Source organism: Micromonospora globispora (assembly GCF_003857015.1).
GTDB classification, from domain to species: Bacteria; Actinomycetota; Actinomycetes; order Mycobacteriales; family Micromonosporaceae; genus Micromonospora; species Micromonospora globispora.
Genome location: NZ_QGGF01000586.1, coordinates 1 through 25,371, shown reverse-complemented (window position 1 = coordinate 25,371; position 25,371 = coordinate 1). Strand labels below are relative to the sequence as shown.

27 protein-coding genes are annotated in these 25,371 nt (G+C 70.4%); 6 read left to right on the top strand and 21 right to left on the bottom strand.

The features are described 5' to 3' along the window. The first annotated feature begins 4 nt into the window (after positions 1–4). Positions 5–1,357, top strand: a complete 1,353-nt coding sequence (locus tag DKL51_RS35915) for a cytochrome c biogenesis CcdA family protein (RefSeq protein WP_260428709.1) — start codon at positions 5–7, stop codon at positions 1,355–1,357. Further along, a complete protein-coding gene (locus DKL51_RS29560; RefSeq protein WP_109946249.1) occupies positions 1,354–1,749 on the top strand; it encodes a BlaI/MecI/CopY family transcriptional regulator in 396 nt (131 codons plus the stop codon). The genes DKL51_RS35915 and DKL51_RS29560 overlap by 4 nt, the downstream gene beginning before the upstream one ends. Positions 1,750–2,248: 499 nt before the next feature. Here the strand turns inward: DKL51_RS29560 and DKL51_RS29555 are convergent, their stop codons facing one another. Beyond that, positions 2,249–2,563, bottom strand: a complete 315-nt coding sequence (locus tag DKL51_RS29555; RefSeq protein WP_109946248.1) for a hypothetical protein — start codon at positions 2,561–2,563, stop codon at positions 2,249–2,251. Between the two features lie 63 nt (positions 2,564–2,626). On the opposite strand from DKL51_RS29555, the gene DKL51_RS29550 reads away from it, so the two are divergent. Both DKL51_RS29550 and DKL51_RS29545 read left to right on the top strand, forming a co-directional pair. After that, entirely contained in the window at positions 2,627–3,226 is a 600-nt protein-coding gene (locus DKL51_RS29550) for a class I SAM-dependent methyltransferase (protein WP_109946247.1), read from the top strand. Positions 3,227–3,306: 80 nt separating this feature from the next. Further along, positions 3,307–4,062 (top strand): PIG-L deacetylase family protein, encoded by a 756-nt coding sequence (locus DKL51_RS29545; RefSeq protein WP_109965688.1) that lies wholly within the window; start codon positions 3,307–3,309, stop codon positions 4,060–4,062. A 51-nt stretch (positions 4,063–4,113) separates the two neighbouring features. Here the strand turns inward: DKL51_RS29545 and DKL51_RS29540 are convergent, their stop codons facing one another. The 6 genes from DKL51_RS29540 to DKL51_RS29515 all read right to left on the bottom strand — a co-directional run bounded on the left by DKL51_RS29540 (position 4,114) and on the right by DKL51_RS29515 (position 9,605). Beyond that, positions 4,114–4,776 carry a class II aldolase/adducin family protein gene (locus DKL51_RS29540; RefSeq protein WP_207783944.1) on the bottom strand — a complete coding sequence of 221 codons (663 nt, stop codon included), beginning with the start codon at positions 4,774–4,776 and terminating at the stop codon, positions 4,114–4,116. A gap of 382 nt (positions 4,777–5,158) precedes the next feature. Beyond that, positions 5,159–6,904, bottom strand: a complete 1,746-nt coding sequence (locus DKL51_RS29535) for an aminotransferase class V-fold PLP-dependent enzyme (protein ID WP_124812826.1) — start codon at positions 6,902–6,904, stop codon at positions 5,159–5,161. 34 nt (positions 6,905–6,938) lie between these two features. Then, positions 6,939–7,370: an OsmC family protein gene (locus DKL51_RS29530; protein WP_109946244.1), complete on the bottom strand. Its 432-nt coding sequence runs from the start codon at positions 7,368–7,370 to the stop codon at positions 6,939–6,941. A gap of 171 nt (positions 7,371–7,541) precedes the next feature. Further along, a complete protein-coding gene (locus DKL51_RS29525) occupies positions 7,542–8,255 on the bottom strand; it encodes a sulfite exporter TauE/SafE family protein (protein WP_123827072.1) in 714 nt (237 codons plus the stop codon). Between the two features lie 56 nt (positions 8,256–8,311). Further along, positions 8,312–8,548: a YgaP family membrane protein gene (locus tag DKL51_RS29520; protein ID WP_109946242.1), complete on the bottom strand. Its 237-nt coding sequence runs from the start codon at positions 8,546–8,548 to the stop codon at positions 8,312–8,314. A gap of 40 nt (positions 8,549–8,588) precedes the next feature. Beyond that, entirely contained in the window at positions 8,589–9,605 is a 1,017-nt protein-coding gene (locus tag DKL51_RS29515) for a zinc-binding dehydrogenase (protein WP_243420815.1), read from the bottom strand. A gap of 170 nt (positions 9,606–9,775) precedes the next feature. On the opposite strand from DKL51_RS29515, the gene DKL51_RS29510 reads away from it, so the two are divergent. After that, positions 9,776–10,504: a polyamine aminopropyltransferase gene (locus DKL51_RS29510; RefSeq protein ID WP_109946241.1), complete on the top strand. Its 729-nt coding sequence runs from the start codon at positions 9,776–9,778 to the stop codon at positions 10,502–10,504. Positions 10,505–10,563: 59 nt separating this feature from the next. After that, positions 10,564–12,246 carry a long-chain-fatty-acid--CoA ligase gene (locus tag DKL51_RS29505; RefSeq protein WP_109946240.1) on the top strand — a complete coding sequence of 561 codons (1,683 nt, stop codon included), beginning with the start codon at positions 10,564–10,566 and terminating at the stop codon, positions 12,244–12,246. A gap of 6 nt (positions 12,247–12,252) precedes the next feature. Here the strand turns inward: DKL51_RS29505 and DKL51_RS35340 are convergent, their stop codons facing one another. The 14 genes from DKL51_RS35340 to DKL51_RS29430 all read right to left on the bottom strand — a co-directional run bounded on the left by DKL51_RS35340 (position 12,253) and on the right by DKL51_RS29430 (position 25,212). Beyond that, the gene (locus DKL51_RS35340; RefSeq protein ID WP_165823194.1) at positions 12,253–12,426 is read right to left on the bottom strand and encodes a hypothetical protein; all 174 of its coding nucleotides are present in this window, start codon (positions 12,424–12,426) and stop codon (positions 12,253–12,255) included. Beyond that, positions 12,423–12,641, bottom strand: a complete 219-nt coding sequence (locus DKL51_RS29500) for a hypothetical protein (protein ID WP_109946239.1) — start codon at positions 12,639–12,641, stop codon at positions 12,423–12,425. The genes DKL51_RS35340 and DKL51_RS29500 overlap by 4 nt, the downstream gene beginning before the upstream one ends. Before the next feature lie 688 nt (positions 12,642–13,329). Further along, a complete protein-coding gene (locus DKL51_RS29485; RefSeq protein WP_124812824.1) occupies positions 13,330–14,520 on the bottom strand; it encodes a helix-turn-helix domain-containing protein in 1,191 nt (396 codons plus the stop codon). Positions 14,521–14,899: 379 nt separating this feature from the next. After that, the gene (locus tag DKL51_RS29480; RefSeq protein ID WP_124812822.1) at positions 14,900–15,367 is read right to left on the bottom strand and encodes a hypothetical protein; all 468 of its coding nucleotides are present in this window, start codon (positions 15,365–15,367) and stop codon (positions 14,900–14,902) included. A gap of 109 nt (positions 15,368–15,476) precedes the next feature. After that, entirely contained in the window at positions 15,477–16,388 is a 912-nt protein-coding gene (locus DKL51_RS29475; protein WP_124812820.1) for a hypothetical protein, read from the bottom strand. 158 nt (positions 16,389–16,546) lie between these two features. After that, entirely contained in the window at positions 16,547–17,023 is a 477-nt protein-coding gene (locus DKL51_RS29470) for a hypothetical protein (RefSeq protein ID WP_123809718.1), read from the bottom strand. 136 nt (positions 17,024–17,159) lie between these two features. Beyond that, entirely contained in the window at positions 17,160–17,891 is a 732-nt protein-coding gene (locus DKL51_RS29465; protein WP_124812818.1) for a carbon-nitrogen hydrolase family protein, read from the bottom strand. A gap of 435 nt (positions 17,892–18,326) precedes the next feature. Further along, on the bottom strand, positions 18,327–18,875 hold the full coding sequence (locus DKL51_RS29460) for a GNAT family N-acetyltransferase (RefSeq protein WP_109946232.1): 549 nt from the start codon (positions 18,873–18,875) through the stop codon (positions 18,327–18,329). Positions 18,876–19,079: 204 nt separating this feature from the next. Continuing rightward, on the bottom strand, positions 19,080–19,688 hold the full coding sequence (locus DKL51_RS29455; protein ID WP_185734958.1) for a class I SAM-dependent methyltransferase: 609 nt from the start codon (positions 19,686–19,688) through the stop codon (positions 19,080–19,082). Positions 19,689–20,057: 369 nt separating this feature from the next. Continuing rightward, on the bottom strand, positions 20,058–20,432 hold the full coding sequence (locus DKL51_RS29450) for a YciI family protein (protein ID WP_109946231.1): 375 nt from the start codon (positions 20,430–20,432) through the stop codon (positions 20,058–20,060). A gap of 253 nt (positions 20,433–20,685) precedes the next feature. Beyond that, positions 20,686–21,315 (bottom strand): 4a-hydroxytetrahydrobiopterin dehydratase family protein, encoded by a 630-nt coding sequence (locus DKL51_RS29445; RefSeq protein WP_109946230.1) that lies wholly within the window; start codon positions 21,313–21,315, stop codon positions 20,686–20,688. 115 nt (positions 21,316–21,430) lie between these two features. Next, entirely contained in the window at positions 21,431–22,423 is a 993-nt protein-coding gene (locus tag DKL51_RS29440) for a DUF1152 domain-containing protein (RefSeq protein WP_109946229.1), read from the bottom strand. 130 nt (positions 22,424–22,553) lie between these two features. Then, complete coding sequence (locus DKL51_RS29435) at positions 22,554–24,368, bottom strand: acyl-CoA dehydrogenase (RefSeq protein WP_165823193.1); 1,815 nt, start codon at positions 24,366–24,368, stop codon at positions 22,554–22,556. 28 nt (positions 24,369–24,396) lie between these two features. Then, a complete protein-coding gene (locus tag DKL51_RS29430) occupies positions 24,397–25,212 on the bottom strand; it encodes an ATP-binding protein (protein WP_311768090.1) in 816 nt (271 codons plus the stop codon). Positions 25,213–25,371: the final 159 nt, after the last annotated feature.

The window sequence follows — 25,371 nt, the reverse complement described above, 5'->3', positions numbered from 1 at the left end:
CGACATGGGTTACCTCGCCGCCCTGTTGGGCGGGGCGCTCGCCCTGCTCAGCCCGTGCAGCGCGATGCTGCTGCCCGCCTTCTTCGCGTACGCCTTCCAGAACCCGCGCCAGCTCCTCGCCCGCACCGGCGTCTTCTACCTCGGTCTCGCGGCGGTCCTCGTACCCCTCGGAGCCGGGTCCTCCGTCGTGGCCGGGGCGTTCTTCCAGCACCGCGACACCCTGATCCTGGTCGCGGGCTGGTCGATCATCGCACTGGGCGTCATGCAACTGGCCGGCAAGGGGTTCGCCTTCGGACCGGCCCAGCGGTTGATGGGACGCATCACCGGGGACTCCCCGCTGTCGGTGTTCGCGCTCGGCGCGGTCTACGGGCTCGCCGGCTTCTGCTCCGGCCCGATCCTGGGCGGGATCCTCACCGTCGCCGCCGCGTCAGCGCAGCCGGCGGCCAGCGGCGCCCTCCTCGCCGTCTACGCCCTGGGCATGACGGCGCCCCTGCTGCTGCTCGCCCTGGTCTGGGTCCGGTGGCGCGTCGGCCAGCGGAGCTGGCTGCGCGGCCGACAGTTCACCGTCGGCCGGTTCGACCTGCACACGACGTCGACCATCTCCGGCCTGCTCTTTGTCGCCCTCGGGGTGCTCTTCCTGGCCTTCGACGGCACAGCGGGACTGGCCGGCGGCTTCGGCCTGACCGACGTCGAGGGCGCCGCCCAGGAATGGGTGACGACAACCGTCGGCGGTGTGTCGCACGTAGTGCTCCTGCTCGCCGTCGCGCTGGGCGCACTGGGCGTCCTGGTGCTCCGGTGGCGTCGTGCCCGGCCCTCCACGGCCTCCGCCGTGGGCGTCACCGCCCCCGCCGTGAGCGTCGCGTCGGGCCTTGCCGGTTGGGCCGCGAGGAGGTGGGTGGCGGCAGTCGCCGGTACCGCAGCGACGGTGGTCGTGATCGCCGTCCCGACCGACCTGATCGACACCCCCTACTTCAGCCGCGACATGGCCGTCACCTGGTGGGCGTGGCCGGTGCTGCTGGTGACCGCCGTGCTGTCCGGACTGCTCCTGGCGACCTACATCGCGCCCGAAACCGAAGGCGGCGACAAGGCGGCAGGGCGCAGGGAATCGCGGACCGGCGTGACCGGGGCGACCCTTTCGCTGTTCGCCGTCGGCTGCCCCGTCTGCAACAAGATCGTCCTGATCGCGCTCGGGTACAGCGGCGCGATGAACTGGTTCGCCCGCGCGCAGCCGGCAATCGCCGTCGCCTCGGTCGTGCTGCTCGCCTGGGCGTTGCGGCGCCGACTGCTCGGCGACCGCGCGTGCCCGGTCCCCGCAGCGCCGGAGCCGGCCGCGGCCGGCGGTAAGGTCGCCCCGTGACCAGGCCAGGACGAAAGGACTCCGGCGGCGACCGGCCACTGGGCCCGCTGGAAACCGCGGTGATGAACGCGTTGTGGGAAGCGCCAGGTCCGCTCACCGTCCGGCAGATGGTCGACGCCATGGCGGACCGCGACCTCGCCTACACCACGGTGATGACGGTCCTGGATAACCTGCATCGCAAGGGCTGGGCGGAGCGCGACCTGGCCCGCCGCGCCTACCGCTACCGCCCAACGGCCAGCCGGGAGGAACACGTCGGCCAGCTCATGGCCGAGGCGCTCTCCTCGGCAGCGGACCAGCACGCCGCACTGGCCCGGTTCGTCGACGCCATGACTCCCGCCGAGGCGGCCGCCCTGCGCGAGCTGTTGGACCAGCGCGGGAGGGACTCCTCGTGACCAGCCTGGTGCTGCTCGGCTGGGCGGCCGCGGTGGTGGCCCTCGCCCGCCCCGTCCTCACCGCACCGTGGATGACGTCCCTCCCGCGGCTCACGATCGGGCTCTGGGTCGGCGCGGAACTCTCCATCACCGTCGCCGTCCTCACCGCCGGACTGCTCGTCGCCGTACCGCCGGACGCACTCTCCACTGGTCTGGCGGGCATCGTCGCGGCCTGCGGACAGGCGCTGGCAAGCCTCGGCGCCCCGAACGCGACGCTCGCCCTGATCGCGCTGGTCGCCACCGCGGTCCTCGCCGCCCGCCTGGTGATCAGTCTTGTCGTCACGGTCACCGGCGCGCGCCGCTGGCGCCGCCGCCACCTCGCCGCGCTGCTGCCCCTCGCCCGGCACGACGTCAACGACGGTTGGACACTCGTCGACCACGCCACACCCGTGGTCTACTGCCTGCCCGGCCGCCCGGGACAGGTCGTCGTCACCAGCGCCGCGATCGACGCCCTCACCGATCAGGAGTTCGCGTACTCCGGCACGAGCGGGCTCACCTCCGCGGCCGACACCATCTCCTCGTCGCACTCGCCGTCGCGTTCCACCGCGCTCTGCCGGGACTGCCGATGGCAGACACGGCCGAGGAGGAGATCCGGCGACTGGTGGAGCACCTGGCCGACGACCGCGCGAGCGAGCGCCACGGGCGGCATGCTGTCGCCACCGCCATCGTCCAGCTCGCGGACCGCACTCCCCGGCACGCTCTCGGTGCGGGGACGGGCGCGGTCGAGCGGGTACGGCGGATGCTCGCTCCGCCCGCCCGACCCCGCGTTCTCCATCGCTGACGCGAGGATGAGGAGTCCGTCGGGAACACTCTTTCGCCCCTCGAGAGGAGCACGACCATGGACAGCAGGGCCTGGGACGAGCGGTACGCGAGCGCCCCGGAACTCGTGTGGACCGCGGAACCGAACCGCTTCGTGGTGGAGGAGGTGTCCAACTTGTCCCCCGGCAGAGCCATCGACCTGGCCGCTGGCGAGGGGCGTAACGCGGTGTGGCTGGCCCAGCAGGGTTGGGAGGTGACCGCGGTCGACTTTTCCCCCGTGGCGATCGAGCGGGGACGTGAACTGGCCCGCCAGCGGAACGTCACCGTCGACTGGCAGGTCGCTGACGTCACCGAGTACACGCCGCCGGCCGACGGCTTCGACCTCGTGCTGATCGCGTACCTGCACCTTCCCGCCACCGACATTGCCACCGTGCTCTCCCGTGCCCGGGACGCGGTGCGGGCCGGCGGGCGGGTCCTCGTGGTCGGCCACGACGTCGCCAACCTCTCCGGCGGGACGGGCGGCCCGCAGAATCCCGACATCCTGCTCACCCCCGAGGCCGTGGTGAAGGGGCTGCCAGGACTGCGGATCCGCCGGGCCGAGACCGCACCCCGGCCGGTGAACGTGGACGGCCGTACCGTCGACGCGCTGGACACGGTGGTGGTCGCCGAACGCTCCTGACGGTAGCGGTGTGGGAGGTGATGATGACACCTGCCGACGCATACCCCGGGGGGTATAGTAGGGACGAAGAGGTGACTGCCATGACTCTCCCAACCACCCGCACCCGGCCGACACTTCCGTGGCAGGTCACCGGCGTGTTGGCCGTGGTCGCCCACCCCGACGACGAGTCCTTCGGCCTCGGTGCCGTGTTGGCGGAGCTGATCTCCCAGGGCGCCCGGGCGAGCGTCCTGTGCTTCACCCACGGCGAGGCATCCACCCTGCACGGTCGGCCAGGAGAGCTGGCAGTGGTCCGGTCCCAGGAGCTGACGGAAGCGGGGGCGGCACTCGGCCTGTCCCGGGTCGAGCTGCACGACTACCCCGACGGCAACCTGGTCGGCATACCCCTTGATGAGCTGGGCGCGCACGTCCTGCGACTCATCGGTGAGGAGCGCCCGAGCCACCTGCTGGTCTTCGACCTCGGCGGGGTTACCGGCCACCCTGACCACCACCACGCCACCCGGGCCGCCCTCCTCGCCGCTGGCACGGCCGGCCTGCCCGTGCTGGCCTGGGCAGTGCCCCGATCAGTCGCGGAGCAGCTCAACGCCGAACTGGGTACGGCCTTTGTCGGACGCGACCCGGCCGAACTGGACGCGACGCTCTTCGTGCGCCGTGAACTCCAGGCGGTCGCCATCGCCCGCCACCGCAGCCAGTCGGCTGACAATCCCGTGCTCCGCCGCCGGTTGGAACTGCTCGGCGACCGTGAGTACCTGCGATCAATCCACCCTTCGGCATGGACGCCCACGACACCACGTCGCACGGAATCCGGACACGTCCGACCGCGGGTCGTCACCCCTTAGACCTGGTCAACCCGGTACGGGTGGTGCGGGGCGGCCCTCGCCCCGGACGGGTCAAAGGGCCCGTCGCATGCCGGCGCGGACGGCGTCGAGCGCGCCTTCGGGGAAATCCACCGCGCCGCCGAGCTCGGTGGCCTCAAGTTCGGCGCCGGCCGCCTCCTCCAGCGCCTCGACGAGCTGGGCAGCGTCCATCGGGCGGACCCCGAAGGCGAGCAGGCCGTGATTGGCGAGGATCACTGCCGAGGTAAGGGGGTGCGACTGCAGGGTCCGTACGATGCCTTCCAGCGACTCCGGGGTGCCCCTCGGAGCCCAAGGGACGACCGGGACGTCCTCGGCCTGCCCGAATCTCAGCAGCGCCTCGTACCGGCACGGTAGAGGGCGGTTCGCCAGCGCGAAGCCGGTGACAGCCGGGGAGTGCGTGTGGATGATCGCTCCGATGTCACCACGGGTCCGGTAGACCCGGGTGTGCATGGACACGATCTCCATGTTCTCGGGCGTGATGTCGCCCTCGACCACCTCGCCGTCGAGCCGGACGACGGCGAACTGGTCGGGCCGTAGCTGGCGGACCCGTCCGGTGTTGCTGATGACCATCGTCTCGCCGTCAGCGCGCGCGCTGACATTCGCGTGGCCGGAGTGGGACATCACCCCGGCCGTGAACAGTTCCCGGACCGCATCGACCAGCTGCGTGCGCAGTTCGTCGGGCGAGGCAGTGGCCACGATGCCCCCATCCATCAACTGGAACCGGCCGGCGAGATACCCCCCTGGGCGCCTGTCACACCCTGTACCGGGCAGGTGTGGCGCCGCGCCGCTCCCGGGCCCGCGGTGTGACGCCGCCAGGCAAGTCGCACAGAAGGCCGGGAGCAGGCGCCGGCGACGGTCCCGACCTTCACAAGCTTGCGAACGCTATGTTCACCAGCCGGAGGGGAGCATCGCGACCGGCATCAGGGCGACCTCGAACTCACAGGCTGAGCGCCAATCAGTCGCTCCGTCACCGAGTACGCCGGAGGGCGACATCGCCTGGATTTGCGGGTCCGCTTTCCCGTAGCTTCTCGTCGGCCCCTGGCGTTTCGAAGTGCGGCGCGGTCGACCCGGCCGGTCGTTATGGTTGGCCGCTGACCGCCGGGGCCCGGTCGACCGGCGCAAGACACGCCGGTGGCAGGTGAAACCAGCGCAGCACTTCGAAGTCATCCGGTAGGCCCGTGACTCCCTCGTCGAGGCGATCGTCCCGGGCTCCGAAGATGTCCCGCGCCTCCCGCAGGTAGCCGGCCAGGGCGCCCTCGCCGGCCCTCTCCATCCGGCCAGGGCGCGTCGATTCGCCGCCGAACAGGTAGTTCAGGTCTGCCAGGCGCAGCGGCGGCTGAGCAGGACCTTGGTAGTGGCGCCACAGCCCGGTACGGGGGTCGAAGCGGTAGTCGCTCAGCAGCCGGTGCCCGTACCGGGCGACGAGGTCGACCGCGTCGATGAGGTAGTCGGCAACCGTGTCGGAGATGAAGTAGTTGAAGTTGATCCGCGTCCAGCCGGGCTTGATCCCCTCGCAGCCGAGGCCGATCTCGTTCCGGAACGCGTGCGAGCGCTCCGGGTCAATTTCGAGGAGGCGATGCCCGTACGGTCCGGCGCAGGAGCAGCCGCCGCGGGTCTGGATCCCGAACAGGTCGTTGAGCAGCGCGACGACGAAGTTGTGGTGCAGGTAGCGGGTCCCGTAACGGATCCGAAGTGACACGATCGACAGGCGACGAGCCTCGGGGCTCCCCAGCACCTCGATCGTCGGGTTGTCGGACCAGCGGTGCAGCGCCCGCGACCACAGCCGCTCCTCACGGGCCTGGATGACATCGGTGCCGACGGCCTGTTTGAGGGCGAACACCAGTCCGGCTCGGATCGATTCGACGATGGCCGGAGTGCCGCCCTCCTCCCGCGCGACGGGGTCGTCGAGATAGCGGTGGCCGACCGGGTCGACGAACGCCACTGTGCCGCCGCCGGGGGCCGTCGGTACCCGGTTCCGGATGAGCTTCCGGCGCACCACCAGGACGCCGGGTGTCTGCGGGCCGCCCACGAACTTGTGCGGGGACAGGAACACGGCGTCCTTGCCGTCCCCGGCCCCCGGCTTCGACTCGCCCATCCGGATTGGCACGTACGGGCCGGCCGCCGCGTAGTCCCAGAACGACAGCGCCCCGTGTGCGTGCAGCAGCGCCGCGATCGCGTCGGCGTCGGACAGGATGCCGGTGACGTTGGAGGCCGCCGAGAAGCTACCGATGCGCAGCGGCCGGTCCGCGTGACGGGCCAGCTGCACGGCGAGCTCCGCCTGGTCGATGTGCCCGTCGGGGTCCGCACCGATGACGACCACGTCGGCGTACGTCTCCCGCCACGGCAGCTCGTTGGAGTGGTGTTCGTAGGGACCGACGAACACCACCGGCCGCTGCTCGGAGGGGATGTGGTCGAGGAGCCGGTAGCGACGCGACGGTCCGTCGGGCAGCCGCAGCTCCAGGATTCCGATCAGCTTGTTGACGGCGGCGGTGGCACCCGAACCGCAGAAGATCACCACATGCTCGTCCGTCCCGCCGACCGCATCGTGGATGATCTGCCGGGCATCCTCGCGTAGCCGTCCGGTCGCCAGACCCGTGCCGGAACTTTCGGTGTGGGTGTTGGCGTAGCGGGGCAGCACCCACTCCCGGATCGCGTCCTCGACGAAATCGAGAGACCGGCCGGAGGCGGTGTAGTCGGCGTAGGTGATCCGCCGCGGCCCGTAGGGGCAGTCCAGCACGTCGCCCTCACCGATGATGCCGTCACGGATCCGCGCCAGCAGCCGATCATTGCGGCTGGCCGCCGGCGCATCGCCGGTTGCGCCCACGTCGTACCTCCTTTCCCTGCGACGCGCCTCGCTGTCAGAGCAGGTCGACGGTGACCGTCGGCGGCGAGGTCAGGGTGTTGTGCACGGTGCAGTGCGAGGCCACGGCCAGCAATGCGGGCCTGCGCGCCACTGGGAGATCCTTGGGCACCCGAAGGGAGAGCCGGACCTCGGCCACCCGGGCCGGGCGGTCAGCGGCCATCCGGTAGCTGACAGAGACGCCCAGACCGTCGCGGCTCAAGCCGTGCCGGGTCAGGAACCGGCCGGCGTAGAAGGCAACGCAGGTGGCCAGCGACGCGACGAACAATTCCGTGGGCGTCGGTGCCTTGTCGTCACCCCCCGCCTCGGAGGGCTGATCCACCAGCATCTGGTGTCCCCGTACCGCGAACTCATAGGATTCCCCCGCCACGAAGCGGACATCCACCGTCCCGGCGTCCCCGCCCACGGCCTGCACGTTTAGCTGGCCCATCGGATCGCTCCCCTCGATGTGGTGCTCGTTCAGCCAACACCGGTGCCCGGCACGAGTGGTAGATCCACTTGGCTCCGACAACAGGACCTTGTGCCCTGCCGCTACGGCTCCGGCCGCCCAAGGTGATCCTCGCGGAGTCGTAGGATGCCTGGCAGCACTTGGTACAGATCATCAGGCGCCGAAGAGAAGAAGCCCCGAGGCGAGCAGGGCGACCCCGTAGATGCGGGTGAGCCAGCCGGGTTTGGAGCGGATGGCCAGGCGAGCGCCGAGGTAGGCGGCGGGCACAGCCAGCACGGTGTATGCCGCGACAACCCGCCAGTCGATGTGACCCAGTGCCCAATGGGTGACCGTGCCGGGCAACGCCAGGGCGGCGGAGACCGCCAGCGAGGTCGCCAGCGCCCGTTTGATCGGCAGGCGGAGGACCACCAGGTAGAGCGGGGCGAGGAGGAAACCTCCGCTGTTGGCCAGCAGACCGGAGAAGACTCCCGCCACAGCGGCGACGGAGGCCAGCCGGAACCGAAATGCTCGAAGCTGCTCTGCGCGCTCTCGCGCCCGGTCCGGGAACAGGGCCAGCCGCACACCGACGGCAGCGACCACAACTTCGATGATCCGAACCAGCAGCCGCCCGCCCACGTGGGGGGTGAGCAGTGCTCCAGCAACGGTCGCCGGAAACCCGACGGAGATGCTCCCTCCACACGAGGACGCGCCGATCCAGGAAGCCCCGTTTCCAGTAAGCGCCGGAGGAGACGAGGGCGACGGGCACGGCCGCCGGAAGGGGTGAGGCGAGCGCCACGAATGCCGGCACTCCCACAATGTGCAGGAGCGGCGTGCCCGCCGCGGAACCTCCAGCCCCGAACAATCCGGCGAAGAAGCCCACCCCAGCACCGATCAGGGTGATGGTCCACCAGGCCATCAGGTACCTACCCGGGCCACCGAAGCCGTCATGCCCGTTGTCTGGCCCGGGTGGCTTCCTCAAAGCGGCGGCCGGAAAGGGGCATGTGGAACAGGGGTGCCAGAGTGCAGAAGTTGAAGAGGCCGGCGGCCAGCGGGAGCAGACCCACGATCGCCAGCAGCCACCACCAGCCGCCCAACGACGCGCCGATCCCGATGAGCACCAGTCCGAGGACAATCCGTACGACCCGGCCGACGGGCGAGTTGAAGAACCGCAGGATGGGCATGACCACTCCCTGGAACGAATAGGGACAATATGCCCGCTCTTCACGGGCGCAGGATGAGCCGAATCGGGTTGCCCTGCTTGTCCTGGACCCGGCGCACCGCCTCCTCCGCGTCGGAAAGGGGCAGCACGTCACTGATCGACGCGGTCAGGTCGAGCCGGCCCTGGTTGGCGAGCGCCACCAACTGATCGACGTGTTCCGCCTCGGAGCCGTAGTGACCGAGCACGGTCTGCCGGCTGTAGTTGAACCGGCTGTCCGAGGGGATGGTGACCGGCTGGTTGGCGATGCCGGTGAGCACGAGCCGGCCGTGCCGGCCGAGCACGGTCAGGGCCTGCTCGCGGGCGGACGGGACGCCGGCGAAGTCGAACGCGACGTCCAGACCCCGGGCGTTGGTCGCCTCCAGCAGGGCGTCCCGGAAGCTGTCGTCCCTGGGGTCCAGGGCCACGTCGGCACCGAGGGTCAGCGCCCGGTCCCGGGCCGCCGGCAGCGGATCCACCGCGATGATCGGTGCCGCGCCGACCAGCAGGAGCAGTTGCACGGCATGTGCGCCGAGGCCGCCGACCCCCCACACCCCGACCGCCTCCGCCGGCCGGGTACGCGCCGTGTCGATCACCGCCGCCCACGGGGTGGAGACCGCGTCGGGGATGATGCAGGCGTGCTCGAACGGCATGGCGTCGGGGATCAGCACGACGGTGTCCTCCCGGGCCAGCGCGTACTCGGCCCAGCCGCCGTCGTAGTCGACGCCTCTGGTCAGCACGGTGCCGCGCCGGTCGCGCTCCCCTGCCTGGAGCAGCACCCGCTGGCCGGGCTGCCAGCCGTCCACGCTGTCACCGACGGCGTCGATCACGCCGGCCACCTCGTGGCCGAGGGTCACCACGTCGCCGGGCAGGTACAGCGGCGTGAGCGTGCCGTCGATCAGGTGCACGTCCGACAGACACACCCCGGCCGCGGCCACCCTGATCCGGACCTGGCCACGCCCCGGCTCGGGTATCGGCACCGACTCCATCCGCAGCGCCCGCTCCCCCACGTGCAGCCGCGCGGCCATCATCTCCGCCACCACGTGCCCCCCTCTCCGACGCCCCGGGCGGGACGTCCGCAACGACCTCGCGTACCCGGGGTGGGGCCGGGGATGCCGACGCGGCGGAAAAAGCCGGAGCCCCGGCGGATCGCCGGGTGGCGGCGCGACGGGCCGGTAACATCCCGTCTCGAAACCGGCGGAGAGGACCACCCGTGGGCGCTCGATTCGAAGAACTGGCCTGGCGGGAGACCCCGATCGGGGAGATCAGCCTACGCCGGCGCCGCGACCCGGCGCTCGAGGTCGACGTGTACGAGGTGAAGCTCGACGACGAGTTCCTGATGTCCAGCCTCTTCCCCGTCGCGGAGATCGAACTCGCCCGCCTCGGGCTGGCGCCGCTGACCGGGGACGCCCTCGACGTGGTGGTCGGCGGCCTCGGGCTCGGTTACACCGCGCGGACGGCGTTGGAGGACCCGCGGGTCCGCTCGCTGGTGGTGGTGGAGGCGATCGAGGACGTGATCGACTGGCACCGGCGAGACCTGCTCCCCTTCACCAACGGGCTGGCCACCGACCCGCGTACCCGTTTCGTCCGTGCCGACTTCTTCGCCGCCGTGGCCGACGGCACCGGGTTCGACCCGGACCAGCCGGGGCGGCGGTTCCACGCGGTGCTGCTCGACGTCGACCACTCACCGCGCCAGGTGCTGCACCCCAGCCACGCCGCCTTCTACACCGTGGACGGGCTGCGCCGGCTCGCCGCGCTCCTGCACGACGAGGGCGTCTTCGCCCTCTGGTCGAACGATCCGCCCGACCCGGCGTTCCAGCGGACGCTGACCGAGGTGTTCCCGACCTCGGTGGCGCACATCGTCCGGTTCCCCAATCCGTTGCAGGGCCGGGAGTCCGCGAACACCGTCTACGTCGCCCGGCACCGACCTACGGGACCGTAGGTTACCGAATGGTAAGTTAGGGTGGGGGGGTGTCAGCCCACCAGCGAGGAGAGACGGCGATGGACGCGACCGCGGACCGGCCCTGGACGCGCAGCTACGCCCCCGGCGTACCGGCCACCATCGCCGAGCAGACCGGGTCGCTGGTGGACCTCCTGACCGACGCCGCCCGACGCTTCGGCCCCCGGGTCGCCCTCGACTTCTTCGGCGCCACCACCACGTACGCCGAACTCGACGCCCAGGTCGCCCGCGCCGCCGAGGCGCTGCGCCGGCTCGGCGTCCAGCGCGGCGACCGGGTGGCGCTGGTCCTGCCGAACTGCCCGCAGCACGTCGTCGCCTTCTACGCGGTGCTGCGCCTCGGCGCGGTGGTGGTCGAGCACAACCCGCTCTACACCGCGCAGGAGCTGGAGCACCAGCTCACCGACCACGCCGCCCGGGTGGCCGTGGTCTGGGACAAGGTGGCCCCGCTGATCCGCGGGCGCGGGTCGGTCGAGACGGTGGTCGCGGTCGACCTGAGCAGCGCCCTGCCCCGGCTCAAGCGCTGGGCGCTGCGGCTGCCCGTCCCCAAGGCCCGCGCCGCCCGCGCGGCGATGACCGCCCCGGCGCCCGGGGCACTCTCCTGGGCGCACCTGGTCGACGCCGCCGGCCCGCTCGCCGCCGACCATCCCGCGCCCGCCGCGGACGACATCGCGCTGCTCCAGTACACCGGCGGCACCACCGGCACGCCGAAGGGCGCCATCCTCAGCCACCGCAACCTGCGCGCCAACGCCGCCCAGGGCCGCGCGTGGGTGCCGGGTCTACGCGACGGCGAGGAGACGGTGTACGCCGTTCTGCCGCTGTTCCACGCGTACGGGCTCACCCTCTGCCTGACCTTCTCGGTGAGCATCGGCGCCACGCTGGTGCTCTTCCCCCGCTTCGACCTCGACCAGGTCCTCGACGCGGTCCGCCGCCGCCCCCCGACCTTCCTGCCCGCCGTGCCGCCGATCTACGAGCGGCTCGCCACCGCCGCCCGGAAGCGCGGCGTCGACCTGACCTCCGTCCGGTACGCCATCTCCGGCGCGATGGCGCTGCCTCCGGCGACGGTCGAGCTGTGGGAGTCGGTCACCGGTGGCCTGCTCGTCGAGGGGTACGGCATGACCGAGACCTCCCCGATCACCCTCGGCAACCCGGTCTCCCCGGCCCGCCGGCCCGGCACCGTCGGGGTGCCCTTCCCGTCCACCGAGATCCGGATCGTCGACCCGGAGGACCCGTCCCGGGATCGCGCCCCCGGCGAGGCGGGCGAGCTGCTGGTGCGCGGCCCGCAGGTGTTCGCCGGCTACTGGCAGCGGCCCGAGGAGACGGCGGCGGTGCTGCTGCCCGACGGCTGGCTGCGCACCGGCGACGTGGTGACGATGGATCCGGACGGCTTCGTCACCGTGGTGGACCGGATCAAGGAGCTGATCATCACCGGCGGCTTCAACGTCTACCCCTCCGAGGTGGAGGACGCGCTGCGCAGGGTGCCCGGCGTCCGCGACGCCGCCGCGGTCGGTCTACCTGGCGAACGGGGCGGCGAGGAGGTGGTCGCGGCGGTGGTCCTGGACGACGACGCCAGCACCGACCCGGAGGCCGTCCGGGCCGGCTGTCGGCAGCACCTCGCCGGCTACAAGGTGCCCCGGCAGGTCGTGGTGGTGGCGGACCTCCCCCGCTCGCAGATCGGCAAGGTCCTGCGCCGCGAGGTCCGCGACCGCCTGCTCGCCGAACGCTGAGCCGGATCAGCAGAGGCGCTGGAGGCGTACCGGGGGCAGCTCGTTCCTCAGGTGGCCCAGCTTGTGCTGACGGACCTGCTCGTCCCAGACCTCTTGGTCGTAGTCGGGGTCCGGCGGGATCCACCGGTGGTAGCCGTCGCAGTAGTGGAACTTGTCGTCGCCGGCTCGAAGGATGCTCACCGCAGCCAGCCGAGGAAGCGCAGATGCAGCGTGCCGGCGGGCGCCCAGGTCAGATCCGCGGTGGCGCGGACGAGCTGCGCTCCCATGTAGAGCGCCAGCGAGACCGGTGCGTCCGCGAACTCCGCCCGCAACTCCTGCCGCCGGGTCGGGCACGGCCACGGCGCGCCACAGCCGCCGCAGCTCCAAATGGGCAGCACCGGGCAGTGGGTGGTCACGCGCCAACCCCCAGGAAACGCGCGGTGATGGCCCGGGCCTGCCGCCTGGCCGCCCACTCCACCTGCCAGCACCGGTACGGAGTCAACCGCGCCCACCACGCCCGGCAGCCGACGCACATCCCGTCGAGGCCGCGCAGATGTACGCCAAGGATCTGCTGCTTTTGCCTCACTGCTCGTCCTCCGTCGGCCAGTACCCACGACTGAGCGGAATCCGGTGGCGGGCACGGCAGGGCAGGTCGGCTCCGCAGCGACAGATTCGCCGCCACCTGCGCCATGACCACACCGGCCGGTGACGCCGGGCGAGGGTCAGCGCGACGGCGAGCAGAAATTCCCCGTACGCGACCCCGCTTCTGCGTGGTACCGAGAGGCCATCACACGTGGCGCTGCTGGTGGCGGCACGCCACCGCCGGTCCGGCACCGCCCGAGTGATCTCGCCGACCGGTATCCGGTCCGCCTCGGCTAAGGCCAGGAGCCGCCGCTTCGCCGCCTCCTGCTCAGTCGCCTCGATCTGCTGGCCCGTGCCCTGCCTGGCGGCGTCGTTCCGACCGCCCATCCCTACCTCCGCTGGTAGGGGCGCGAACGGTCAGCCCGTGAGGAAACGTGGCTCCGCCGCACCCGGCCAAGGGAGGCGACTGCCTCCTCCGAATCGGACAGTAGGGCCGACTGGTGATGACGGAATTACCGTTGGTTATGGCGCCAGGCTGATGCCCAACCGACCGGCCAGCAACCGCAGTTCGTTCGGGACCGCGCGCCGCTTCGCCCGCTGTGCCATCGCCACGACCGCGTCTTGGACAAGGGGGTTCAGCGCAAACGGCACCGGCGCCGCCTGCTCCGCCCGCACGAACGCCGCCAACGCTTCAGCGTCCCGGCGGCCTGACTCAGCCAGCGCACGACCGAGGTCGACCCAGTACGACATCTGGCGATTCGACGCGGCGAGCACCTGCGGCCGCACAGTCCGGGACAGCTCGATCACCCGGCCGGGCTCACCCAGCTCCGCCGCGATGGACATCTCCCACAACTTCACGTTCGTGGGTCCGAAGCCGCAGCCGTTGAACCCGTCACCGTCCGGCGGATCCCCGAGGGTCGCCGCCTCGCGGGCCGCCTCTGAGAGGTGGTCGCGAGCCAAGTCCGGTCGCCCGCTCACCGTCGAGGTCAACGCTGCCGCAAGGTGCAACTGACCGAGCATCTGCCGCACTCGCTCGTCGGCGGCAGCGGCCTGAAGCTCAGCCAGCGAGCGGTCAGCGGCCCGGGCGGCCAGTGGCGCCGACTCGATCGGCAGGCTTTGCGCGTACGCGAACCGCGACGCCCCAAGCCACGCCGGCTCCTCGACGTCCTCGGCGGCGGCCACCGCGACCCGCGCGGCGTTGAGCGCCAGATGCCGGTATCCGAGATGCCGCAGACACGTCGAAGCCTGGTACGCCACCTGAACGAGTACGGTCCCTTCGACTGCGGCGGCCTCCAACAGAAGACCCGGGAGCAGCCGGGCCATCGCCGGATAGTTGGAGCGGATGCGGAGCTGCTCGCCGCGCGCGATGTCGGCGGCCAGCTCATCCCTGGTCCGGGTCAACGGTCTACGCTCGCCGTCCTCGATCTCGATGAGAGCGGACCAGATCGCCGGCACACACTCGGCGGCGCGCTCCCGGGCCGGGTCGCCGGGTTCCGTGCCCTGACCGAGCAGGTCGGCCACTGTGACCTGCAGGGCAGCGGCAACGGCCACCAGGGTGGAGCGACGGTCAACGGTCTTACGACCGGACTCGACCTGCGAGAGGTACGACTGGCTGACGCCCGCGAGGCCAGCAAGGACGGCTTGACTCATCCCGCTACGGCGCATCCTCCAGTACCGGATCCTGGCACCGATCGTGTCGGTCTTTCTAGCCATAGCTTCGCCTGCTTCCCAGGTGCAGGACTGGGACTGCGGAGCCAGTCCACACCCTGGCGAGCCGCCATTCGGACGGTACACCGCGAAGCTCTGGGCCGCGTCACGGTCTACGCCGGGCACATCACTCCCCTACCCTCACGACTCGCGCAGACCACTTGGCGTTGGAACTGTCGTCGGCTCCTCGGGCGTCCATTTCTGCCGAGTTGAGTGCGTTGGCGTTCACCGCGAGTGGTGGAAGTCTTCCCGGCTGCGATCGTCGGTCCTGGCGACTGCGAGCCCGACGAGGTTGATCAACGCAGCTTGTGCGGAGCTGTTCGATGGTGGCTATGCCAGCCGGACCGCTCATGCAAGGCGGCATGCAGTGCAAGCGGCTCGCCAGCTAGATGTGCGCGAGGACCTGCCGGAGCGGATGGCCCAGGATGGCCGCGACCGCGCCGGCTTCATCGGCAGTGAACTCGTACTCCCCGCGAACCGGGTTGGCGACTGCGATCTCGAACCGAGCAAAGCCGCTGGGCCAGTCGAACTTCAGGGCGTCCAGCCCGGCTGCCGTGTCGCAGCACGGAACCGTCACATTCGGGCTGTCGAACTCGCCCTCGGTCTGCTCGATAAGGTCCTCGTACCAGTCCAGCGGGATGTCGTGATCGCAGCGCGGGCACGTGATCCGCTGAATGTTCTCGCCAGCGTCGACCGCGGTGATCCGGTCGTAGAACTCGACTGTGACGTCCTGCTGGACGCCGTCCGGGTCGGGAAACACTCGCCGGACATAGGCCTCGGCCTCGGCGGCGGCTTTGCTGGTCGGCTGCCAATTGACGTCGGTCGGAATCAACGAAACGTAGAAGTCGCTCACGGGACGTCATTCTCGACCGCGGGCCAGATGGCCGGTGCAGCGACCCTGTCAGCTGCCAGCGCCTGGCCGACAGCGCCCGCACGTGCCGCAGAGCGAGCGCCGATCGGCGCTACTCCTCCTCCACCTCCGCCAACCAGCCGCGTGCCACGCTTGCGGCCTGCTGTTCCCAGGCCCACATGCCGCCCGTTAGGGGCCATGCCCGGGTCCTTCCCTCTCCTGGCAGGCCAGCGCACGCGGCGGCGAACTGACGTGTGAGAGCATCGGCGGCCCGCCGCGCATCGTGGCGTTGCCGCACAGCCTGCTCGTTCACTCGGTCCATCAGTTCGATATGGCCGGTGGCGGCCTGGTCCAGCCCCTCCTGGTCGGTTTCGGGATCCGAGCCGATGGCCAACACCAGGACGGATGGTTCGATGCCCTCGGCGAGGGCTGCGGCCAGACGGCAGTGTCCATCGATGAGAAGGTAGCCGTCGAAACCGCTCACGGACCACAGCAGGATCGGCGGAAGCACTTGCTCGCGGGCCTGTCTGCGGTAGGCCATAACGCGGGCGACCTCGGCATCGGGTAGCTGGCGCAGGGGCAGCACGCCGTTCCAGCCCTCGCCGAACCAGTCGAGGTAGGCGGCGGGGTAGTCCTCAGTGAGGTCGCCTCGAAGGCAGTAGGGCGGCAGCGTGCGGGGTCGGAGGATCCAGAACCCGTTGTGCAACGGCCCTGCCTCCGCGTCGTCTAGCCAGGAGGCGAATTGATGGGCCCATCGGTCGAACCATGCCGCGGTGCCGGGGTGGGTGACCTGGCGCGCATGATCGGCTCGCAGTGCGGGAAGCGGCGAGAGGTAGCCGCCGGTCCGGTAAACGTGCACGCCGTAGCTCCAGCGGTGCACCTTGCCGAGAAGCACCACGCGGCCCTGTTGACGCAGCAGCAGGCGCCGGCCAGACGCGACCTCGAACCGCAGATGAGGCATGTCGCGACCGGTGACGACCAGCCCAAGACCCCCATCCGGGGCGTACAGATCAACCCGGTGCACCGATCAAGCTTAGGCAGCCATCTCCCATGTGAGCAGCGCGGCGTCTACCGCAAAGTGTGTATATCGAGGCCGGGCGCGCTGACATGCCGCTGGTCGGGCATCGCGGCATCCGGTCGTGCCGAGTTGAGTACGGCTGGCCTGCCGGTCTTCGGCGGGGGTCAGTCGAGCCGCTCGAACTGGAGGTTGGCGTGAAAGACCGCTGACCTGTTCGCGATCTCGACGCCTTCCTGAGTGAAGTCGAACGCGGCGTGCAGTACAACGTCGACGTACTGCGAACGGGCCGCACCGAACTCCATGCGGGTGATGTCGACCGGATTGTGCCCCCCACCCAGGTAAATGCTCGCATCGATGCAGCCAGGGTGCGGGTTGATCGGGAAGTCGAAGGTGCGTTCGGTCAGTGCGGCCAGGTCGTTGCCGGGCAGATCAATGAACTCGCCGACAATGGCCGCCTTGATGATCTCCGGTCCCTCAGTGCCGGGGCGGAAGGTGGCGGGATCGAAACGGTCTGCCGCGGAGAACGGCACGAGCGGTACGGTGATTGCCCAGGTGCCGGCAACTGGGCATGACCTCAGCGGTGAAAGGTAGACGATCTGACCGGGCTCCAGCCGCAATAGGTCGTCCGATAGTTCGAGCACGACGAGCATGCTAGGCCCGGAGCCGGTCGCCCTGCCCCCACGGGCCTGCCGTCATATCAGTTCGGGACTGTGCCGGGGGCACTCTTCTAATGGGTTCTGTCGCGAGCCGAGTGGAGCGAAGTCGGTGGTGGGCGACTTACGGCGGGTCGATCTCGATGGTGGCCATTCCGGTCGTCCCCGTGCGGACTTGCGCCACCACTTGGCCGACTGGGTCAATGACGCAGGTCGGGCCCAGCCCGATCCGGGACTCGTCACGTTCGCCGGTGACATCGGCCGAGACCAGCCACATGCCCGTCTCCTGGACCCGTCGCGCGCCGATCTCGTTGTGCCGGGCCTGCCACCAGAATGCCTTCTCGCGGCGCATCATGTTCTGCGCCGGCACCAGCAACACCTGCGCCTCACCCGCCGCCACCGCGGCCGCTGCCTGCGGGAACTGCGTGTCGTAGCAGATGTTGATGCCGAATCGCACACCCTCGTAGGTGAACACCGGGTAGGTGTCACCCGCGGTGAACACCGACTCTCCGCCGGTCAGGAAGGTCTTGCGATACCCGCCTACCACTCGACCGCCCGTGACGACCAGCGCCGTGTTGTAGTACCGGCGCCGCCACCGCTCGATCATGCCGAGCACGAGCATCTGCCGGATGCCGGCCAGCCGTGCCAACACCGCAGCGAACTCCGTCGAACGCACGTCGAATGCGTGGCGGTGCACATGCTGGCCCGTGACCAGATAGCCCTGCAGGAAGCACTCCGGGAACAGCAGCAGTTCAACCCCCGCCGCGTCAGCCCGCTCCGCGAAGCCCTGGATGACCGTCACCGCCGCGTCCACGTCACCGAGGATCTCCCGGGTCTGGCAGGCACCGATCCGCACCGCGCCAACCTACCCGCAAGCCGCGAGAGAGCTGGGGCGCATCAGATCAGAACATAGCCGGCCTGGCCCGAAGATCCGGGTGCACGGATCTGCCGCCGACTGAGCGCTACCCACCGCGACAGACCCTCGCGGAGGCCTGCGTCCGATCTTGCCGATGTGCGGGCGTTCGCTCGGTCGCCCCAGCGGAGGCTTGTAGGCACAACGTGCGCCCGCTCAGTCGTAGGTCTGCGATGTCGCGGCTCGCTACGGGAACAGTCGTTGGGCGTGGTGGCTTATCCGCCCGGTGCCCTGGATCTTCTCGGCACCGCGCAGCGCGGCTGACAACGCCCATCCCCGTACGCTTCCCTTCCGACGTGCTCCACTAGGTCAAGCGCCGCGCCGAGGCCGACGACCGATCGGCGGCCTCGTAGATCCATCGTGCTGCCGGGCACGAGCTCAAGCGGGCGGCGTGACCGGGGACCATACGCCGAACCACTGTTCGGCGCCCCACGCCTCGTACCGTTGCACCTCGGTGAACCCCAGCTTCGCCGCGAGGCGCATCGAGCGGTCGTTGGCGGTCTGGGTGCAGAGCACCACCGGCTCGCCGGGAAGCGCGTCGGCGAACCAGCCGAGCGCCGCCGCGCACGCCTCGGCGGCGTACCCGCGTCCCCATGCCTCTGGCAGGAACAGGTAGCCGAGCTCGGCCTCCCCGGCATCCGGACGGACATGACTCCGACGCTCCGCGTCGCGCCGGTTGAGCTCGATGGTGCCGATCGTCGCTCCGTCGAGATCGACCACGAAAAGGCCAGGGCGCCGCCCGGGCACCTCAGGCACCGCGCGCTCGAGCTCATCACGCGGTCGAGGGCCACCGAGGTAGGTGCCCACCTCGGGCGAGGCGAACAGCTCGATGAACGCCGCACGGTCCCGGGCCTCGGACTCACGGAGCACGAGCCGTTCGGTCCGTATCGGGGCAGGTGGCCAGGCGACGGGTCCGAGCTCAGTCATGGCGGGCAACCTATCGCACGCCCGCCGGGCAGGAGCCTCAGACGACCGGCAGAGCGGCAGCAGCTTCTGACCCGTCGGCGCCGTGGATGACGCCCAACGAGTCCGGATGGCATCTCACGGATACGCCACCAACCGTCCGCTCATCATGCCGCTGAGTGTGCGCGGATCTGCCGATGAGCGAGCATGGAGGCCCGCCGACCTAGTTCACCCTTCGGTCGCGATTGCCGCGATGGCGGCGTGCGGTCGGTGAGTGCCTTCGCTGGGCCGCTGCAGGCGCTCAACCTCCGTGAAGCCGGCCCGCGCCAGTCGCTCGGAGAACTCGTCGACGGGCCAGCGATACGCGGTCACGACTTTGTGGTCGAAGGCGGCGACCTCGTCACCTACGAAGAGACCAAGCACTAACGTCCCGGCCGAAGCCATTACTCGCCGGAACTCAGCGAGCACGCCGTCGAGATCTTGCGGCGGCAGATGGATCAACGAGCCCCAGGCCAGGATGCCGGCGACGGAGTGGTCGGCAACGTCGAGACTTTCCATCGACCCGAGTTCGTAGCTACCGCTCGGATGGGCCGCCTGCGCATGGGCGATGAACTCGGGGACCATGTCGATTCCCGTTGCGTCGACGCCCAGCGAGCGAAGGTAACCGGTGATATGGCCAGGCCCGCAACCCAGATCGAGCACCGTGCCAGGTCGGCCCGCCAGATGTCGCCCGATGAAGGCGAGGTCGTCGGCGTGTACCTGCTCGCGTGTACCGAACAGCCCGATGTAGAGCTCGGCGACGGACGCGTATGCCTGCCGGACCGGTTCCATGTGCACTGCACGACTATATGAGCCCGGATTGGGCAGAGCAGGCCCGGTACCAGCGCCGGAAGCACGTCGATTCTGGCGGTGCCCGCACCGCCACCTGACACCGCCGCACTTGCCAGCCGAGGCGCCAGGGTCACACATCCTGATCCGCCGATGAGCGGGCACACTCGCCGCGATGGGCTGTCGCTCCACTGGGTGATCATTGGTTGCGGGGATCCGGCCAGGCCCGAGGACCGGGCTTCGTCCCACGCCCGATTCCCGGGGTGACCGCCCCGCGTTCCCAGTTCAGGTCGATGCGCAGACCCGCGTCGTCAACTGCGGCCACGCAAGTCTTGCTCTAACGTGGCAGGTCTCCCTCGATCAGACGTCGTCGGGATGTCACCATCGCCTGTCAGCCTGGCGGAGCATCGCGTCTTGTTCGGGGTCGGGCAGGAGCTGCCGGACCTCTTGCGCACAGCGGCAAGCGACGGCGATCTTGGCAGCCCACGCCAGCGCCTCCTCGCGTGAGGCCACGTCGACCACCGAGAACCCGCCAACGACCTCCTTGGTCTCCGGGTAAGGGCCGTCGGTGACCATCCCGTCCGTGGCCACGACGCTCGCCCTCTGCGTTTCCAGTCCGGCGCCGAACACCCACACGCCGGCGTTCACGGCCTCCTGGACCACCGCGTGCGAGGCCTTGCCCACGTCGGGCATCTCCTCGTCGGGGATGTGGTCCATCGCGCCGGCATCGAACGAGATCAAGTACCGCGTCATCCCATGACTCCCCTGTCCCGGCGGCCTCCCCCGGCCGCCTGTCACCTGTTCTACGAACGACTCGCCCCGGATCCGACGCTATGCCAGAAGATTTTTTCACGGGACCTCCGCCGCTCGGCGCACTGCGGGCGTCATGTCGCCCCTGTTCGCGGAGATCATCGCCGCCACCGGCTACGAGTAGTCCCACCGTCTGCCGCTTTCCGGGTGCGGGGATAGCAATCGCGGGTGATGGCGTATGTCCCGAGGAGGTCCGCTATTCGCGCCCGATCCAGGTGGCTACGCAGGCCTCATTGCCCTCGGCGTCGGCTAGGACCCACCACTTCGGCGCGTGCGCGTCAGAGATCAGCTGGCCGCCCGCCGCCAGGGCTGCGGCGATGCGAGCTTCGGCCTGGTCATGCGGGACGGCGATATCGAGGTGCATGCGGTTACGCTGTGGGCGCGCCGCGTCCATTGGCTGCAGCCCGAAGCCCGGGCCTCGGCGCGCCGGGTCGGCCAGATAATCGTCACCGATTTGCCGATAACTGAGCAGCGCCCGCCAGAACGGCAGCACGTCGGCGCCGACGAGTGTGTCGAGAGTGACATTGATGAGCTGTACGGCACTCGCGTCGGCGGGGATGCCCAGGTCCTTGGCCGCGGCCGAGATTCGGCGGGCCAGCGCGATGTCGCGCAACGACAGCGACACCGTGACAACGGCATGGCGCAGGTCGATGTTGACGTGCTGCTGCTCCGCGCCGCTGGCGAGTCGCCCGATCTCATCGACCAGCGTGATGCCGCGAGCCAGCGAGCCGGTCCGGAAACAGGTCGAAACCACGTGGTAGAGGCAGCGCCAGTCCTCGACACCGTCGGCCGCGTGGAACTGCCCGGCCGTGATCTGGACAGTCATGCCGGCGAACCTAGCATCCACGATGCGACAGACGTTGGAATCCGAACTCGATGCCGCTATATGGCCATGAGCAGCCGTGGTACCAACGGATCCGGATCTGCCGCCGTCCGGGCCTTCAGTGGGGAAACGCGCGGGGCATGCGTGCGCTGAGGAGTTCGTCGCGGAACGCTTGGATGCGCGTGATGACCTGTCGCCTGCCGATGGTGTTCTCGATGCGGTCGAGGTACAGGCATCGGGCGGCGAGTTTGTCGAGGTCGACGGTGAAGTAGATCGCCATCAGCGGGTTGACGAACAGGTCGCCGCCGCCGGTGCGCCGGGTAAACCGGACGTCTCCGAAGGCGCCGCCGGTGGCGGCGGCGATCTGTCCTTGGACGATGCTCGGCCGGTCCGGGGTGGCGGCCTGGGCGTCGGCGACAGCATCGCGGTACAGCGCCGCCTCCCGGCTGGAACCGGGGATGGACAGGGCACCGAGGTAGCCGCCGTCGCGGTCGAGCGCGGCGAGGTTCTCCAGCACCTGGACGTGGTTGACGCCGTCGTAGGCGTCGATGCCGAAGCCGAGACTGGTCACCAGCTTGACCGGCACGTCCAGTGCGGCCACGGCGGCCAGGCTGGTGATGTCCTCCACCGGGGTGCCGAGATCGCTTTCGTCGCCGCGCAGCAGGACATCGGTGCCGCCATCGACCAGCACCACCGCATCGATGTTGAGTTGTTCGACCAGGTACCGGTACGCCGCCCGTAACGGCTGGACACCGAGCGGCGGAAAGGCGTACACGGCCGACGGCAGCTCCTGAGCCGCCAGCCACCGGGCGAGCGTCCGTTCGGGGAAGTACCAGTCCGGGCTGGTGGTATCCGGCTGCACCGCCGCGACGTGCTCCGCTACCCACGCGTCCCGGTCGATCAACTCGAGCTGGGAAAAGGACAGGCTGGCCAGGTGCACCTGTGCGCCGCCGCGCCACAGGGCGAACGCCAAGGGCAGGCCGGCGTACACGTCGAACCCCCCGCCCGCTCCGGCGATGAGGATGCTCCGCGCCGGAGCCAGCGCGGCAAACAGCGGCGGAACGGCCAACGAGAACGCACCTGGGTCGGCCGGCAGCGCGGCAGGGTTCATCACCGCTCAATGATCAGCCACGCCCAGGTGCATTCGCTGGCCGCGCCAATCGGTCCAGGACCGCCGGTAGCTACTCCGGAACCTCGTCAGGCCGCGCCTGCCGCTGTCCGTCAGCAAGCTACGCCGACGGTCAGAACCAGCTCTCCCGCATCTCCAGCGTGGTCCGGTCCAGGCTCGCCAGGAGGTCGAACTGCGGTCCGGTGCGGGGCAGCTCGAAGCGGAAGAAGTACCGCGCCGCCTGCCGCTTGCCGGCGAGGAAGTCACCCTCCGGGCCGTCCGGCGAGCCGGCCGCCTCGACGGTGAGCAGCTGCTCCAGCCACATCCAGGCGATCACCACGTGCCCGACCGCCTCCAGGTAGACGCTGGCGTTGGCCAGGGCCACCTCCGGCTCGCCGGTCCCCCAGAGCCGGCGGGTCACCGCGCCGACCCGCTCCAGCGCGCCGCCGAGCTGAACGGCCAGCTCGGCGGCCTCCCCCTCGGCCTTCCGGGCCCGGCTGATCGTCGCGCCGATCGTCTCCAGCAGCAGCGCCAGCCCCGCACCACCCTGCATGGTGACCTTCCGGCCGAGCAGGTCCAGCGCCTGGATGCCGTGGGTGCCCTCGTGGATCGGGTTGAGCCGGTTGTCCCGCCAGTGCTGCTCGACGTCGTAGTCACGGGTGTAGCCGTACCCGCCGTGCACCTGGATGGCCAGGTCGTTGGCGGCCAGGCACCACTGCGACGGCCAGCTCTTGGCGATCGGGGTGAGCATGTCCAGCAGCAGGTGCGCCCGCGCCCGATCCGCCTCGGCCGGGGCCGTCTTCTCCTCGTCGAGCAGCCGGCCACAGTAGAGCACGAGGGCGAGCGCGCCCTCCACGTAGCTCTTCGACGCCAGCAGCATCCGGCGGACGTCGGGGTGCGCGACGATCGGGACCTGCGGCACGGTCGGGTCCTTGTCGGCGAGGGGGCGGCCCTGCGGGCGCTGGCGGGCGTAGTCGACCGACTTCAGGTAACCGGTGTAGCCCAGGGCGGTCGCGCCCGCGCCGACGCCGACGCGCGCCTCGTTCATCATGTGGAACATCTGCGCCAGCCCCTGGTGCGGCTCGCCGACCAGATAGCCGACCGCGCCCGGCTGCCCGTACGGCCGGTGCACCCCCTCGCCGAAGTTGAGCAGGGTGTTGGTGGTGCCCCGGTACCCCATCTTGTGGTTGAGGCCGACCAGCACCACGTCGTTGCGGGGGCCGAGCCGGCCGTCGGCGCCCAAGAGGATCTTGGGCGCGATGAACAGGGAGATGCCCTTGACGCCGGGCGGGCCACCGGGGATCCGGGCCAGCACCAGGTGGACGATGTTCTCGGCCAGCTCGTGCTCGCCGCCGGAGATCCACATCTTGGTGCCGACCAGCCGGTACGTGCCGTCGGCCTGCGGCTCGGCGCGGGTGGTGATGTCGGCCAGGGAGCTGCCGGCCTGCGGCTCGGACAGGCACATGGTGCCGAAGAACCGCCCCTCGACCATCGGCCGGACCCAGGTGTCGATCTGCTCGGCGCTGCCGTGGGCCAGCAGCAGGTTGGCGTTGCCGAGGGTGAGGAACGGGTAGGCGGCGGTGCCGATGTTGGCGGCCTGGAACCAGGCGAAGCAGGCGGCGGCGACCGCGTGCGGAAGCTGCATCCCGCCGATCGACTCGTCCATGCTGGCGGCCAGCAGCCCGGTCTGGGCGAAGACGTCGAGCGCCGCCTTGACCTGCGGGATGGTGTGCACCTGGCGACCGTCGAAGGTGGGTTCGGCGGCGTCGGCGGCCCGGTTGTGGGTGGCGAAGTGCTCGGCGGCCACCCGGGCGGAGAGGTCCAGCACGTCGTCGAAGGTCTCCCGGGAGTGCTCCGCGTAGCGGGGCCGCTCGGTCAGCCGGGTCACGTCGAGCCAGTCGTAGAGCAGGAACGTCAGGTCCCGACGGGACAGCAGGGTGGACGACACGGGTCTCCTCTCATGGGCCGGTGGGCGGTCACCCGCGACGCAGGCCGGCGACGCCCTCCCGGAGGTCATCCTGGCTGATCGGGCCGACCCGCCCGACACCGGTGGCCTCCCGCATCGCCTTGGCCAGCTGCACCCGACGCAGCACCTCGCGCAGGTCCGCGCCGGTCAGACCGGGGGTGAGCGCGGCGAGCTCGGCGGAGTCGACGTCGGCGGCGAACATCCGGAAGCCCGGCCGCTCGTGCCGCTCGATCAGCTCGCGGATCATCTTGGTGATGATCTCGGCGCGGCCGGACTCGTCGGGTGCCGGGATGGCGAGCTTGATGTCGAAGCGGCCGGACCGGACCAGCGAGGCGTCGACCCGGTGCGGGAAGTTGGTGGTGGCCACCACGATGACGTCCGGGTTCTCCTCGAAGAGGGTGTTCATCTCCTGCTTGAAGATGCCGGCGACGGCGTTCACCGCCTGGCTGGCGGCGTCCCCGCCCGCGCCGGCGTAGCTGATGATGCTGTCGAACTCGTCGAAGAGCATCACGGTGGGCTGCCGGTAGCGACGGGCCTCGCGGAAGATCTGCTTGATGTTGCGCTCGGAGCCGCCGAGGTACTTGTCGAGGATCTCCGGGGTGCGGATCTCCCGGAAGTCGGCGCCGATCTCGTTGGCCAGCGCCCGGGCCAGCATCGTCTTGCCGGTGCCCGGTGGGCCGTACATCAGGATGCCCTGCGGCCGGCGGGCGCCCCAGCGGGCCATCACGTCCGGGTGGCGGAACGACACGGCGACCTCCCGGAACTGGGCCACCACCTCGGGCAGGCCGCCGACCTGGTCGAGGGTGACCGCCTCGGTGCGCGGCACGGCCCGCACCGCCGCCGGCTCCGGGCGTCGGCCCACCGCGAACGACCGGCCGCGCAGCGCCGGCGAGCTCGCGGACCAGGTGCAGCACCAGGCCGACCACGGTGCGCAGGTGCGCCGGGGTGACCTCGTCGCTGGGCGCGGCCGCGCGGAGGGTCACCG

Excerpts from the sequence above, each read along its gene's own strand:
- DKL51_RS29445 (WP_109946230.1), bottom strand. The coding sequence starts at position 21,315 with ATGACTGTCCAGATCACGGCCGGGCAGTTCCACGCGGCCGACGGTGTC.
- DKL51_RS29505 (WP_109946240.1), top strand. The coding sequence starts at position 10,564 with ATGGACGCGACCGCGGACCGGCCCTGGACGCGCAGCTACGCCCCCGGC.
- DKL51_RS29555 (WP_109946248.1), bottom strand. The coding sequence starts at position 2,563 with ATGGAGAACGCGGGGTCGGGCGGGCGGAGCGAGCATCCGCCGTACCCG.
- DKL51_RS29440 (WP_109946229.1), bottom strand. The coding sequence starts at position 22,423 with ATGAACCCTGCCGCGCTGCCGGCCGACCCAGGTGCGTTCTCGTTGGCC.
- DKL51_RS29450 (WP_109946231.1), bottom strand. The coding sequence starts at position 20,432 with ATGACGCGGTACTTGATCTCGTTCGATGCCGGCGCGATGGACCACATC.
- DKL51_RS29550 (WP_109946247.1), top strand. The coding sequence starts at position 2,627 with ATGGACAGCAGGGCCTGGGACGAGCGGTACGCGAGCGCCCCGGAACTC.
- DKL51_RS29545 (WP_109965688.1), top strand. The coding sequence starts at position 3,307 with ATGACTCTCCCAACCACCCGCACCCGGCCGACACTTCCGTGGCAGGTC.
- DKL51_RS29460 (WP_109946232.1), bottom strand. The coding sequence starts at position 18,875 with ATGACTGAGCTCGGACCCGTCGCCTGGCCACCTGCCCCGATACGGACC.
- DKL51_RS35915 (WP_260428709.1), top strand. The coding sequence starts at position 5 with ATGGGTTACCTCGCCGCCCTGTTGGGCGGGGCGCTCGCCCTGCTCAGC.
- DKL51_RS29520 (WP_109946242.1), bottom strand. The coding sequence starts at position 8,548 with ATGCCCATCCTGCGGTTCTTCAACTCGCCCGTCGGCCGGGTCGTACGG.
- DKL51_RS29530 (WP_109946244.1), bottom strand. The coding sequence starts at position 7,370 with ATGGGCCAGCTAAACGTGCAGGCCGTGGGCGGGGACGCCGGGACGGTG.
- DKL51_RS29485 (WP_124812824.1), bottom strand. The coding sequence starts at position 14,520 with ATGGCTAGAAAGACCGACACGATCGGTGCCAGGATCCGGTACTGGAGG.